At 66.6% G+C, this 14,090-nt stretch carries 9 protein-coding genes; 3 read left to right on the plus strand and 6 right to left on the minus strand.

The genetic code is table 11. From position 1 onward, the window contains the following. Positions 1–157 precede the first annotated feature (157 nt). The 6 genes from RWO33_RS15095 to RWO33_RS15120 all read right to left on the minus strand — a co-directional run bounded on the left by RWO33_RS15095 (position 158) and on the right by RWO33_RS15120 (position 11,741). Positions 158–595, minus strand: coding sequence for a hypothetical protein (locus RWO33_RS15095; protein WP_314105885.1), 438 nt, complete (start codon positions 593–595; stop codon positions 158–160). A gap of 39 nt (positions 596–634) precedes the next feature. Beyond that, a complete protein-coding gene (locus RWO33_RS15100) occupies positions 635–4,765 on the minus strand; it encodes a DUF1592 domain-containing protein (protein ID WP_314105871.1) in 4,131 nt (1,376 codons plus the stop codon). A gap of 74 nt (positions 4,766–4,839) precedes the next feature. Beyond that, complete coding sequence (locus RWO33_RS15105) at positions 4,840–6,318, minus strand: DUF1552 domain-containing protein (protein ID WP_314105873.1); 1,479 nt, start codon at positions 6,316–6,318, stop codon at positions 4,840–4,842. After that, entirely contained in the window at positions 6,315–9,647 is a 3,333-nt protein-coding gene (locus RWO33_RS15110; protein ID WP_314105875.1) for a DUF1592 domain-containing protein, read from the minus strand. The genes RWO33_RS15105 and RWO33_RS15110 overlap by 4 nt, the downstream gene beginning before the upstream one ends. Positions 9,648–9,762: 115 nt before the next feature. After that, positions 9,763–10,593 carry an amidohydrolase gene (locus tag RWO33_RS15115; RefSeq protein WP_314105877.1) on the minus strand — a complete coding sequence of 277 codons (831 nt, stop codon included), beginning with the start codon at positions 10,591–10,593 and terminating at the stop codon, positions 9,763–9,765. Continuing rightward, the gene (locus RWO33_RS15120; RefSeq protein ID WP_314105879.1) at positions 10,593–11,741 is read right to left on the minus strand and encodes a pyridoxal phosphate-dependent aminotransferase; all 1,149 of its coding nucleotides are present in this window, start codon (positions 11,739–11,741) and stop codon (positions 10,593–10,595) included. The genes RWO33_RS15115 and RWO33_RS15120 overlap by 1 nt, the downstream gene beginning before the upstream one ends. Before the next feature lie 53 nt (positions 11,742–11,794). Between RWO33_RS15120 and ccmA the strand changes: the two genes are divergently transcribed. From ccmA to ccmC, 3 genes are all read left to right on the plus strand, one after another. Next, positions 11,795–12,469, plus strand: a complete 675-nt coding sequence (gene ccmA / locus RWO33_RS15125) for a heme ABC exporter ATP-binding protein CcmA (protein ID WP_314105881.1) — start codon at positions 11,795–11,797, stop codon at positions 12,467–12,469. Further along, a complete protein-coding gene (ccmB, locus tag RWO33_RS15130) occupies positions 12,466–13,161 on the plus strand; it encodes a heme exporter protein CcmB (protein WP_314105883.1) in 696 nt (231 codons plus the stop codon). Before ccmA ends, ccmB begins: the two co-directional genes overlap by 4 nt. Positions 13,162–13,245: 84 nt before the next feature. After that, positions 13,246–14,022, plus strand: coding sequence for a heme ABC transporter permease CcmC (gene ccmC / locus RWO33_RS15135; protein ID WP_145480157.1), 777 nt, complete (start codon positions 13,246–13,248; stop codon positions 14,020–14,022). The last annotated feature ends 68 nt before the right edge of the window (positions 14,023–14,090 follow it).

Below are 14,090 nucleotides of genomic sequence, written 5' to 3' on the forward strand. Positions count from 1 at the left end.
TCCCGGCGGTGCACGCCCGGGCGGCAGCCGTGGTCCCGGCGGCGGTGGCCACCGTGGTGGCGGCCCGCGCGGCGGCTGATGCGAAATGAAAAAACCCGGTCATTGACCGGGTTTTTTTGCACTGGTAGCGCCGGCCGTTGGCCGGCCCACGCAGCGCCTAGCGGCGCTCGATCGTGAACCGGCTGCCGGCCACCCCCAGGTCCCAGCCCTTGCCGGTGCCGGCCAGGGCCAGGGATACGTCGCCCTTGGTGACGACCTGGGCGCTGCTGGACTTGTCCGCGCCCGCATGCGCTTCCACCGACGCGTAGGAGCCGATCAGGTCGTTGAGCGAATATGCGCCGGAGAACCTGCCCTTGCCGTCGGTGATCTTCGATTTACCCACGGTCAGGCCACCCCCCTTGACGGTGATCTTCACCGGGATGCTGGCCCCGTTGTCGCAGGTGATCATGCCGGTGCCGGACGCGGTCTTGTAGAACACCGACCAACCGGCGAGGGTGTAGCGCAGTTCGCAGTCGATGTTGCCCGCCGCCTGCGCGGCCGGAACCGCGCCCAGGCCGGCCAGTGCGATCAGTGCCAGGAAATGCTTTTTCATCAGGATGACCTCATGCCGGTGGAAGATGAGGCCGAATCTAGCTCATTTGACGGTCTCCTCCTCCAGGCGTCGATTCATCGTTTCAGCGGTCAGCAAGGTAGAGGCCAGCTTGCGCACGTCGCCGTCGTGCAGGAGCGCGTCGCGCGCTTTCGACACCGTCTTCAGACTGGACTTGTCCGGCCGGGCCCCCATCGCATAACGGTAGAAGCCGCTGGCCAGGCACATCATCGCCTCCCGGTTGTCTGCCACGTGCTCGGCAATCCCGCGGACGTCGTCGATATGCTCCAGCCAATAGCCGCCAGCGGTGTCGATGAACGGCCCGGACGCATCGATCGGCACTTCCTGGTCGGTGTAGCCCTCGTTGATGCCCAGCTCGGTCTGGCGAAGTTTCGCGGTCTGGTCGAAATTCTCCATCGACGCGCCGGTGTCGTTGAAGAACTCGTGGCAGGTCCAGCAGGTGCCTTCCGATGCAGTCGGCCCGGTGTTGATATGCCACTTCTCGCGCTCGCCGATCGGCCGGTCCGGATACGGGTCCGGGTCCGGCCGGATGGCGTTGGACGCGAACGTCTGGCAGAACAGGCTGTTGCGGATCACGAAGCCTCGCATCACCAGCGAGGTGGAGTGGTTGTTTGCGTACTTGACCGCGAACAGACCGGCGTTCAGCACGCCGCCCCGCCAGTGCGCCTGCTCGGCCGTCAGGGTGATCTTCTTCAGCGCGCTGCCGGTAACTCCGCCGATTTCATAATGGTTGGCCAGCGCCTCGTTGAGGTAGGTATAGCCCGGGTTGAACGCTTCGCGCACGCCGCCGGAGCCTTCGCGGAAGTTGTCTTCCAGGGTCATCCGGAACTCATCGCGCATCGCCGCGATCATCGTGGCGTCCAGGCCGGGGCGCGGCGACACCGGAAGGCCCGGGGCAAGGCCCGCGTAGAACGCAATGAACCGCGCCAGCTGCTGCGCCGAGCGTGGATCGGCCAGCATGCTGTCGACCACCGCCTGCACCTGCGTCTCCGTTTCCAGTTCGCCATTGGCTGCCTTGTCCAGCAGCGCCGCATCCGGTGTGGTGCCCAGCAGCGTGAACGACAAGGCGGTGGCCCGCTCGTACGGCGTCAGGGTAAACAGCGCATCGCCCGCATCCTTCGAGCCCAATTCCGAGCGATACAGGAAGTACGGCGAGGCCAGCATCGCCAGCGCCACGCCCTGCACGCCGCCCTCCGCTTCCCCATACACGGTTTCGTAGCGCGTCTTCTCGGTAGCCGACAATGGGCGCCGGAACATCTCGCGCCCCAGGTTCGCCACGAAGTCGGCCGCCGTGCTTCCGAAGCGAGTGGCCAGCGCGGCCTCGTCGATCGCGTCGCCCACCTTCAACGAGGTGTCGTAGTACTTGCGCACATCCTCGGCGGTGAAGGTGCTGGCAATGGCTTCGACCGGATAGATGAAGTCAGGGCCGTCAGCCTTGTTGTCCGGCAGGTCTTCGGGATCCACCGTCACGCCCAGCACGTCGCGCACCGCGTTCGCATACTCGGTCCGGGCCAGCATTCGCAACTGGCGCGGGCCGGCATGCGGCCCCGGGTTGCTGTACTCGCGCCAGACCGTGTTCACCAGGTAACCGGAAATCTCCGATCCACAGACGCCATCGCAGTGGGTGCCGTTGGCGGTCATGTTGGTGGTCATGCCGATGACCTTCTCCTTCAAGGCATCGACATTGTCCACCCAGCGCATTGCCTTGACCGGATCGTTCCAGCTGGTGGCGGAGTGGCAGCCCACGCAGCCATTGGTGTCGTCCAGCAGCACCTGCTTGCCCAGGTCGTCCACCACCGTGTAGGAGGTGGTGCGGACCATTGGCGCGGTGTCGTAGTCCACTTGGATGCGTTCGCGCATGGGGGCCGGATACGCCTTTTCGGTGTACGGGTAATGCACCACGTAATCCCCATACTCCAGCGCCACCTTGGCCTCGCCGCCCCAGGCCACATCCACCGGCACCCAGGCCTGGTTGCCCTTGCGCAGTTGCACCTGCCAGGCATCGGCCAGTGCGCCGGGAGGCTTGGCCGGGGCCTGCAGGGTGAGCTCGACGTTGACCTCGGGTCGTTCGATATAGGTCGCGGCAACCTCGGCATCCGGCGCGCCCGCGCCCAGCGTGGCATGCATCTCACGCTGTTCGGGCACCCACTCGTCGAACGGCTTCCATTCCACTTTGTAGTTGCCATGCGGCAAACCGTTGAGCACAAGCCGCTTGCCCCAGGCCAGGCCGAAGTCACGGCGATCCCCATCCGGGCCGGTAAGGAAGCCGACCACCTGCTGGCCGGCAACGTCCGCGGAAGGCGCGGCCGGCGCCCTCAGCGTCAGTGTGGTGGCCGGCAGCCCGTCGGTGATATAGGTGAGACGATAGATGTTGCCCGAAATATCGTCGGAGACCAGCAACGAACCGTCCGGCATCGGCAGGAATTCCACCGGGCTGCCGATGCAGCCGTTCTCCTGCATGCATCCGGTCGGTGTGGTCGGGCCGGTGCCGCGCCAGCCCTGCACCAGCGGAATGGACGCATCCACGCTGTCGCCGTCCAGGGTGAACACGGTGATGTTCATGCCGGGGCGTTCGTCACTGCCCTTGCTGTGCACGGCGGCCAGCAGGTGCTGGCGCCCGCGCTGCGGGGCGTAGGTCTTCCAGAAACGGATGCCCAGCGGCGCGAAATTGCTGCCGAAGTCGAACGCGGGCGGCGAGAAGTGCAGCGTGTTGATGTCCGAAGGCGCCTTGTCGCTGAGGATGGCGCCCGGCGGAATCCGCAATGCGTCCAGCTCCTCGCGGCGCTCCCACTCCGAGTCGGTGATGCCGATGGTGTCACGACCGAAGACGTAGGGCGCGCCGTAGTGCCGCGGCGCACGCAGCATGTTGAACACGTTCAACTCGTCGGGGTTGTCGAAGCCGTCGCGGTTGTTGTCGCCCGACCAGACCGTACCGGTGGCCGGCTGCCAGTCCATGCCGACGGCGTTGCGTATGCCGCGTGCCAGCACTTCGGATGCACCGGTGGCCGGATTGACCCGCAGGATGGTGCCGTAGCGCGGGTCTTTGACGGTAATGCAGACGTTGCACGGAATGCCTACGTCCGTGTAGATCCACTCGTCGGTGGGATCGAAGGTATTGAAGTGCAGCGAGTGCTTCTGGTGGTACCACCGCCACGGCGGCACGTCCGCCAACGGGAAGTCGGCATCGTCTGCGGGGAATTTCCAGACCTCGGTGCCGATCAGCGCACCGGTGCGGTACTTCGTGTCGATGTCGTCGATGCGCCGCAGGCTGCCGCTGGTGGCGTAGTACAGCGTACCCTTGCGATAGGCAACACCATGCGGCTCCTCCAACCCGGTGCCGATCACGTAAGTGGCCGTCGTGCCGGTCTTCTGCGCATTCAATTCCAGCGCGTACAGCACCTGGGCACGACGATTGGCGGTACTGCCCTCGCCCACCGGCTTGTCCGCCCAGTGAGGAATCGCACTGCTGCCCACGTACAGCACGGTGCCGGCGTCGTTGAGCGCCATCTGCCGCGGTTGATCCAGGCCCGAGGCGAACAGCTCGACCGTGATCCCCGGCAGGCCTTTCAGTCGGGCCACGTCCGGCAACCTGCGGAAGCGCGGCTTGAAGACGACGTTCTGGCCGGACGCCTCGGTGATCCGGAGAACACGACCGGTATCCATCGGCGCGCCGACGCTGTTGCTGTCCAGGATCAGCACATAGTTGCACTGCTTCAGCTCATCGACGACGACGGTCTGCCCCCAGCTGCCCTGGATCGGGTGGACATCGGTGCCGCACTGGAGCTTGCCGGTGATCTCGCCGCTGGCCTCGCCGCTGCCGTACTCGATGTTGGACGGCAGCTCCAGGGTAATGCGGTTCCCCTGCGGATCGGGATCGGGGCCCATGCAGGCGCCAAGGTGCGTCCAGGTGGTATCCCAGAATGGGTTCTGCCCATCCGGCTCGTAATCATCCTGGTTGCACCAGGCGGCGTGCCCGTGGCACTCGTAGCGCTGGCCCAGGTTCTGCACCGTATCGCCGATGACGTAGCCGCTGTCCGGCGCCCACTGTGGGTCATCACAGGCCATCTGGACCGGACCGGACCCGCCATCTTCCCGGCGGCAACCACCCAACGCGAGCGCCAGCATGAGCGCCGCCACCGCTAACCCGGATTTCATGGTATTCCCCACCCGTCGAATTCGACCCCCGTTGAATTCATGCCTCATGCCGCACCCGCGCTGCGCCAGGCGATTCAGCCGATCCCCCTGAATATCCCGCTGACCGGGGGAAGGCTGTAACCCGAGGCCACCCCCATCGACTGCGCGACCGTCGTCCAGATCCGCTCCAGGCTGACGTGCTCGCCCAGCCAGTCGCTTCGGTCACCCTGGTCGCCGATATGGATGAAGCGGCCGTTGTTGCTGTTGCCGACGTTCAGCCCGTGCGACCGGGTGCCGCCGATCATCACCAAGGGCATGTCCAGGCTCGTCTCCGGTCGGCCGTCAGACAGCTCGCTGGTGACAACGACCAGGGTGTGGTCCAGCAATGAATCCTCCGGTACGTCCGGATCCGGGTGCCGGGCCAGGTCATCCAGCAGCGTCTTGAGTCGGTTGACGTACCACACTCGCGACTGCTGCCACATGATGCGCTTTTCGTCCGGACCGCTGCCGCGGTTATGGTGGGCAGCCTCGTGCGCATTGTCGGTGAACGTCGGCCCGCTGCCGTCACCGTAGGGATCGAAATAGATCGCCTGGTTCTCCGAACTGGCGCCGACCTGGAAGGTGGCCACCCGGGTCGCACCGCAGGCCAGTGCGGTCGCCAGTACGCTCGACGTGGCAGCCAGCACATCCGCCCTGCGCTTGTGGTCTTCGAGCCACGACTGCTCGAACTCCGGCAGCGTGGGGTCGCAGCCGGGGCCCGGCTCCACCGGGCCGCCGTCCAGGTCGTTCTGCACCTGCTCGATGGCGTCCAGGTGCGACTCCAGCTTCTGCCGCTCGCGCGGCGACATGCCTTCCTTGAGCTCGCGCAGGTCGGCCAGGGCCGGGTCGAACACGTGCTTGCCACCACTCCGGCTGCGCCCGGCCTGGTCGGGGAACAAGCTTGCAAACAGGCGGTGCGGGTTGCTCTGCATGTCCCGGATCGCCGTGCCTCCTCCGGAATAGGACACCCGAAAGTTTGGGTTGTGGGTAATGTGGCCACAGAACACAGCCTTCTGCGTGGCTGCATAGTTCGACAGCTTCTGCCCGATGATGTGGTCGATGCTGGCATGCGCCTTGTTGTTGTCACGCAGGCATGACGTCCAGCCGCTATGCGCTTCGTAGTTTGTCGCCAGGGAGGTGCCACGGATGTAGAGCGACCGCGAGCGGTAAGGCTCCAGCTCACTGCTCAGCATCGCCAGCAGGGGACCCTCCACATCCAGCCCCAGCGATCGATAACTGTTGTTGCCTACTTCCCCATCCCACGGATGCCAGATCTGGCGATCGTTCGGGTCGCTGGGCGCTGCCTGGTCCGGCGTGGCGTTGTTGAGATTCAGGGTTCCCAATCCATCGGCCAGGATGACGAACACCACCTTGGGCTTGCCGCCCTGCAGCGCACCCTTCAATTCGCGCCCGTCCACCGCCCAGCGGGCCAGCGACGTGCGGTTGAGGTAGTACGCCCCTGCACCGAGGGCGCCCAGTCCGCCCGCAGCGGCCAGGCTCAGCAGCAGTCTACGGCGGGACACTGAAATGCTCATTTCGCGTTCTCCTGGTCCTTGCGGCGGTTCATCGTTTCAGCGGTCAACAGCGTGGTCGCCAGCCTGCGCACGTCGCCGTCCTGCAACAGCGTGTCGCGCGCACGGTTGATGGTCCCCAGGCTGTTCCTGTCCGGCCGGGCACCCATCGCGTAGCGGTAAAAACCGCTCGCCAGGCACAACATGGCCTCTTTGTTGCCTGGGACGTGCTCGGCGATGTCGCGGACGTCATCGATGCGGTCGATCCAGTTGCCGCCGGCGTTGTCGATGAACGGGCCGGAGGCATCGATGGGCACGTGCTGGTCGGTGTACCCCTCGTTGATGGCCAGTTCCGTCTCGCGCAGCTTTGCGGTCTGGTCATAGTTCTCCATCGATGCGCCTGTGTCGTTGAAGAACTTGTGGCAGCCCCAGCAGGTGCCGTGCGATGCAGCCGGGCCGGTATGGATCCACCATTTCTCGCGTTCGCCGATCGGCCGGTCGGGATAGCCGTCGGGCTCCGGGCGCAGTGCGTTGGCAGCGAACGACTGGCAGAACAGGCTCTGCCGGATGGTGAAGCCACGCATGACCAGCGAGGTGGAGTGGTTGTTGGCGTACTTGACCGGGAACAGCCCCGCGTTCAGCACGCCGCCGCGCCAGCGCGCATGTTCGGGAGAGAGCACCACCTTTTTCAGCGCGCTGCCGGTGACCCCACCGATGGCGTAGTGGCTGGCCAGTTCGGCATTGAGGAACGTATAGCCGGGATTGAACGCCTCGCGCACCGTGCCGGAACCGGTGTGGAAATTCTCTTCCAGGGTCATCCGGAACTCATCACGCATTGCCGCGATCATTGGCGCGTCCAGGCCTGGCCGCGGGGAAATGGGAATGCCCGGGGCCAGGCCGGCGTAGTACGACACGAACCGGGTCAGTTGCTGCGCCGCGCGTGGGTCGAGCAGCATGTTGGAGATGACCCGCTGCACCTGCCCTTCGGTTTCCAGCTCGCCATTTTCCGCCGCAGCCAGCAGCGTGTCATCGGGCGTGGTGCCAAGCAGCGTGAACGACAAGGCGGTGGCACGCTCGAACGGGCTCAGCGTGAACAGGTCGCCTTCCGCATCCTTCACCCCCATCTCCGAGCGATACAGGAAGAAAGGCGAGGCCAGCATGGCCAGTGCAACGCTGCGCACGCCGCGCGCGCCCCCGGCCGAGGGCTGGTTGTACAGCGCCAGGTAGCGAAGCTTCTCGCTGTCCGACAGCGGACGCCGGAACATCTTCCGGCCCAGCGCCGAAACGAAAGCGTCGGCCCGGCTGCCGAAGCGTGCGGCCAGCGCCTGCTCGTCGATGGCGTCATCGAACGGCTTCCACTCCACCCTGTAGTCGCCGGGCGGCATGCCGTCGAGCACAAGCTTCCCGCCCCAGGCCACGCTGAAGTCGCGACGCTCCCCATCCGGGCCGGTCATGAACCCGACCACCGGCAGGTGCGCGATATCCGGCGAGGGCGCTGCGGGCGCAGTCAAGGTCAACGTCGTGTCGGGCAGCGTGTTGCCGTCGTGGCTGACGCGATAGATGACACCGGCCACATCGTCCGACACCAACACCGAGCCGTCGGGCATCTCGTAGAACTCGACCGGGCTGCCCAGGCAACCGTTTTCCTGCATGCAACCCGATGGCGTGGTCGGACCCGAACCCCGCCACCCCTGCACCAGCGGAATGGACGATTCGACCGTGTCGCCCGCCAGCGCAAGCAGGGTGATATTCATGCCCGGCCGCTCATCGGTGCCCTTGCTGTGCACCGCGACCAGCATGTGTTCCCTGCCTGCGCGCGGCGGGTAGCCATTCCAGAAGCGCACGCCCAGTGGCGCGAAATTGCTGCCGAACGCGTACGCCGGCGGCGTGTAGTCGCCCGGCCTGATCTCCGACGGCGGCTTTTCACCGAGGATGGCGCCGTGCGGAATCCGCAGCGCGTCCAGGTCTTCCCGGCGCTCCCACTCCGAGTCGGTGATGCCGATGGTGTCCGGGCCGAACACATAGGGCGCACCAAAATGCTTCGGTTCCGAGGCGGCATCGATGACGTTCAACTCATCGTCGTTGTCGAAGCCATCGCGATTGTTGTCGCCAAACCAGAGCTTTCCGGTCGCCGGATTCCAGTCCAGCCCGCCCGCATTGCGTACACCGCGCGCAAGCACGTCGGCCTTGCCGGTCGCCGGGTCGACCCGCATCACCGTGCCGTAGCGCGGATCCTTGATGGTCACGCAGACATTGCAGGGAATGCCGACTGCCGTGTACAGGTGCCCGTCGGCCAGGTCGATCGAATTAAAGTACAGCGGATGCTTCTGGTGATACCACCGCCACGGCGGTACATCCGCCAACGGGAACTCATCATCGCTGCCGGGATAGCGCCAGAGCTCCTCGCCCTGCAGCACGCCGTCGCGGTACCTGCTGTCGATCCCGGGCACGCGTTTCAGGCTGCCCGTCGTCGCGTAGTACAGCGCGCCATTGCGATACGCGACCCCATGCGGCTCTTCCAGCCCGGTGGCAATCACGTAGGTGGCCGTCGCGCGGGTCTTCTCGGGGTTCAACTCCAGCGCGTACAGGGTTTCCGCACGCCGGTTGGCGGTGTTGCCCTCGCCCACGGGCTGGTCGGCCCAGTGCGGAATGGAACTGCTGCCCACGTAGAGCACGGTCCGGTCGTCGTTGAGCGCCATCTGCCGCGGCTGGTCCAGCCCGGACGCGAACAGCTCGACCTTCACGCCGGGCAGCCCCTTCAGCAGGGCCGGATCCGGCAGCCGGCGGAAGCGCGGCTTGAACAGGATGTTCTGGCCCCGCTGCTCGGTCACCCGGATGACCCGGCCGGTGTCCATCGATGCGCCGATGGCGTTGCTGTCCATGATCAGCACGTAGTCGCACTGCTTCAGGTCATCGATGACAACGGTCTGGCCCCAGCTGCCCTTGACCGGATGGACGTCGGTGCCGCACTGGAGCTTGCCGGTGATGTCGCCGCTGGCCTCGCCGGTGCCGAATTCGATGTTGGTCGGCAACTGCAGCGTGATGCGGTTGCCCGGCGGATCGGGATCGGGCCCGCCCGTGCACGCCCCGAGGTGCTTCCAGGTTTCTTCCCAGAACGGGTTCTCGCCATCGGGCTCGTAGGGCGCCTGGTTGCACCAGCCGGCGTGGCCGAAGCACTCGTAGCGCTGGCCCAGGTTCTGCACCGTGCTGCCGATGACGTAGCCGCTGTCCGGCGCCCACTGCGGGTCGCTGCAGCTGGGCTCGAAGGCGTCGGACTCATCGTTCTTTCGACAGCCCCCCCATACCAGCACGAGCGCCAACAACAGCGCGATCAACGCCATCCAGGCCTTCATCGGAGGTCCCCGGCTCTTGAATTCGACCCCCGTTGAATTCAGATTCCACGGCCTGTGGAAGGCGCACTGGAATTGGTCGCAACCATGCACCCCGTCCTATTAAGACGGGGTGAAGTCAGCCCTGCTGGACCGGTCCGCGCAAGGTAAATGCATCGGCGTCGAGCATCGCCGGGAAGCGCGCACGGTGCGCGGCCAGCGCGGCGGCGGAGACCGTGGTGGTCACCACCTGTTCGCAGCTGCGGGTTTCCACCTGCGGCTGCCCGAGAAAGTCGATCACGGCGCTGTCGCCGTCGTACTGCAGCGCGTTGCCATCCACGCCGACGCGGTTGACCGCCGCCACGTAGCACAGGTTTTCGATCGCGCGCGCACGCAGCAGGGTCCGCCAGGGATAGGCGCGTGCCGCCGGCCAGTTGGCCACGAAGATCTGCAGGTCGAAGTCCAGGTCGTCGGCCCGTTCGACGTTGTAGCGGTTGCGGCAGAACACCGGGAAACGCAGGTCGTAGCAGACCAGTGGATTGATCCGCCAGCCTTTCCATTCCACCGTCAGGCGCGCGTCGCCGGCCGCATAGCGCAGGTGTTCGTCGCCGTAGCGGAACAGGTGGCGCTTGTCGTAGTACTGCAGGCCGCCGTCCGGCGTGGCCCACAGCAGGCGGTTGTACACGCCCTCGCCCACCCGCAGCTGCACGCTGCCGGTGACCGCCGCGCCCAGCCGCGATGCCTGCTCGCGGATCCACGCCACGGTGGGACCGTCCATCCCTTCGGCGCGGAAGATCGCGTCGTTGGAGAAGCCGCTGGTGAAGGTTTCCGGCAGGATCACCAGGTCGGTCTGCCCGGCCAGCGGCGCCAGCAGTTCGCCATAGTGCGCGCGGTTGCCCTCCGGGTCGTGCCAGCGGGTGTCGCCCTGTACCAGGCTGATCCGCAGGTCGGGGCGCTGCGCGGCCGCCATCACAGCGCTTCCAGCCGTGCGATGGCCGCATCCAGGGTCGCGTCGTTCTTGGCGAAGCACAAGCGCACGATGCGCTGGCCCTGCGGCGGGGTTTCATAGAACGGCGACAGCGGAATGGCGGCCACACCCTTTTCGATAGTCAGCCATTTCACGAATTCGTGGTCCGGCAGGTCGCTGATCGCCGAGTAGTCCACCAGCTGGAAATACCCGCCCGGCACCGGCAGCGGCTGCAGCCGCGTACCGAGCAGCTGTTCGCGGAAGCGGTCGCGCTTGGCCTGATAGAACGCGCCCAGTTCCAGGTGGTGTTCCGGCTCGTCGCGGATCATCGCGGCAAAACCGTACTGGGCCGGGCCGAAGCTGGTGAAGGTGTTGTACTGATGGACTTTGCGGAATTCCGCGCTCAGCGCCGGGGGCGCCACCGCATAGCCGATCTTCCAGCCGGTGCAATGGTAGGTCTTGCCGAAGCTGGAGATGACGAACGTGCGCTCGCGCAGCTCCGGGTAGCGCAGCGCCGATTCGTGGCGGCGGCCGTCATAGATGATGTGCTCGTACACTTCATCGGAAATGAGGTAGATGCCTGTGCCGCGCAGCACGTCGATCAGGGCCTGCATGTCCGCGGCATCGAACATCGCGCCGGACGGGTTGTGCGGCGTGTTGACCATCAGCAGGCGGGTCTTCGGCGTGATCGCCGCGCGCACCCGGTCCCAGTCGACGCGGAAGCTCTGCGGGTCCAGCGGCACGTGCACGGCGCGCGCGCCGGCCAGCTCGATGGCCGGCTCGTAGCAGTCGTAGGCCGGGTCCAGCACGATCACTTCCTCGCCGGGGCGCACCACCGCATGGATGGCGTTGAAGATCGCCTCGGTGGCACCGCTGGTGACGGTGACCTCGCTGTCCGGATCCACCTGCGCGCCATACAGGTCCAGCGACTTCTGCGCGATGGCCTGGCGCAGCGGCGCCACCCCGGTCATCGGCGGGTACTGGTTGAGCCCGCCGTGCATGGCCTTGGTCGTCTCATCGATGAGCCGCTGCGGCGCGGAAAAGTCCGGGAAGCCCTGCCCCAGGTTCACGGCGCCGTGCTCGGCGGCCAGCTGGGACATCACGGTGAAGATGGTGGTGCCCACCTTGGGCAGCTTGGTCTGGGGGTTCATCGGCAACCGGAAATCAAAGGCGGAGCAAAAGTGTAAACCGGTACACTCCCTGCATGCAGATCTCCCCGAACACCCCGCCGCTGCTGTCCGCCACGGGCCTGGCCTTCCACCGCAACGATGAACCCGTGTTCGGGCCCCTTGATCTGCAGGTCGACGCCGGTGAGGCGCTGCTGGTCCAGGGCGACAATGGCGCCGGCAAGACCACGCTGCTGCGGGTTCTGGCCGGGCTGCTGCGGGCCGGCAGCGGGACCATCCAGATCGATGGGCGCCCGGCCGGGCACCGCGAGCGCGCGCAGTTCGTGGCCTATCTGAGCCACCTGCCTGGACTGAAGCCGGACCTGGACACGCTGGAGAACCTGAATTTCCTGTGCGGCCTGCACGGTCGCCGCGCGCGCCAGATGCCCGGCAACGCGCTGGCCATCGTCGGCCTGGCCGGCCATGAGGGTACCCTGGTGCGCCAGCTCTCCGCCGGCCAGAAGCGACGGCTGGCGCTGGCGCGGATCTGGCTCTCGCCGGCACCGTTGTGGTTGCTGGACGAGCCGTACGCCAACCTGGACCTGGACGGGATCAACCTGGTGAACCGGATGATTACCGCACACCTGCGCGGCGGTGGTGCGGCCCTGGTGACCACGCACGGGGCCTATGCCGCGCCGCCGGTACGGACGCGGCTGGTAACCCTGTCTGCGGCCGGGCAGCCGTCGCAGGCCGCAGCGGGAGACCTGGCATGATCGCGCCGGGGACCCAGCCGGGACTGTGGCAGACCGCGCGGGCGCTGGCCGGGCGCGACCTGCGCCTGCTCTGGCGACGCCGCGGCGATGCCCTGCAGCCGCTGCTGTTCGCGCTGCTGGTCGTGGTGCTGTTCGCACTGGCGCTGGGCCGCGACCCGCCCTTGATGGCCAAGGTCGCCGCCGCCGTGCTGTGGCTGGCGGTGCTGCTGGCCGGTCAACTCGCGCTGGACAGCCTGTTCCGCAGCGATGCCGAGGACGGTTCGCTGGAACAATGGCTGCTGGCCCCGGTCCCGTTGGCGTGGCTGGTGCTGGTACGGGTGCTGGTGCACTGGGCGACCACCGCGCTGCCGATGATCGCGGTCACCCCGCTTCTTGCCGAAATGCTGCATCTGCCACATGACCAACTGCCGATACTGCTGGCATCGTTGCTGCTCGGCACCCCGTTGCTCAGCCTGATCGGCGGCGTGGTGGCGGCGCTGACGGTGAGCATTCGACGCTCTGGTATTCTCGTTGCGCTGCTGGCGTTGCCGCTGTTCGTGCCGGTGCTGGTGTTTGGTGCAGGCAGCGTGGCGGCCGCCGCGCGCGGGCAGGATCCGGTCGGGGCGTTGCTGCTGCTCGGCGCCGGGCTGGTGGTGGCACTGGTGCTGGCGCCGCTGGCTACCGCTGCCGCGATCCGGATTTCATTGAGTTGAGTGGTTGGCTTGCGTTTCACCGTTTTTCAGGACACGCCTGGCGTGTCGCTACGTTCTCGTCCCCTGCTGGATAGCTATCGCCGCATGCAGCCCATCGTCCGCTGGTTCCATCAACTGGGTTCGCCGCCCACCTTCGACCGCTTCGCGTCGCGCTGGTCGCGGGTGTTCTACCTGGCCGCCCTGCCGGTACTGCTGGTCGGCATCTGGCAGGGCCTGTTCGTGGTGCCCGCCGAGCAGAACCAGAACGACGCTTTCCGCATCATCTACATCCATGTGCCCAGCGCCTGGATGAGCCTGTTCGTGTTCGCGCTGATGGCGCTGTATTCGGCCATCGCGCTGGTCTGGCGGATCAAGATCTGCGAGATCCTGGCGATGGCGTGCGCGCCGATGGGCGCCGGCTTCACCCTGGTCACCCTTCTCACCGGCAGCATCTGGGGCAAGGGCACCTGGGGCACCTGGTGGGACTGGGACCCGCGCATGACCAGCGAGCTGATCCTGCTGTTCCTGTACCTGGGCGTGATCGGCCTGTACCACGCCATCGAAGACCGTCGCAGCGCGGCGCGCGCGGCTGGCCTGCTGGCCATCGTCGGGGTCGGCCTGCTGCCGATCATCCGCTACTCGGTGGACTGGTGGGGAGGCCTGCACCAGCGCCAGTCGATCAATGTGTTCGGCGACAACGCGGTCCGCGCCGAGCTGATCGCCCCGCTGTGGTGGATGGTGGTGGCCACCAAACTATGGTTCGTCGGTTCGCTGCTGGCCAAGGCACGCGCCGACAACCTGGGCCGCGAGGCCGGCAAGGCCTGGGTGGCCGAGCGCCTGGGCCCCGCCGGCGGCAGCGCACAGGAGCACCCGACCCGATGACCCATGTTCCCTTCCTCGTGGCCGCGTACGCGGTGTTCGTGCTGGTGCTGGCGGCCGACGCACTGGGC

It is taken from the genome of uncultured Stenotrophomonas sp., from assembly GCF_963519925.1.
Taxonomy (GTDB): domain Bacteria; phylum Pseudomonadota; class Gammaproteobacteria; order Xanthomonadales; family Xanthomonadaceae; genus Stenotrophomonas; species Stenotrophomonas maltophilia_AE.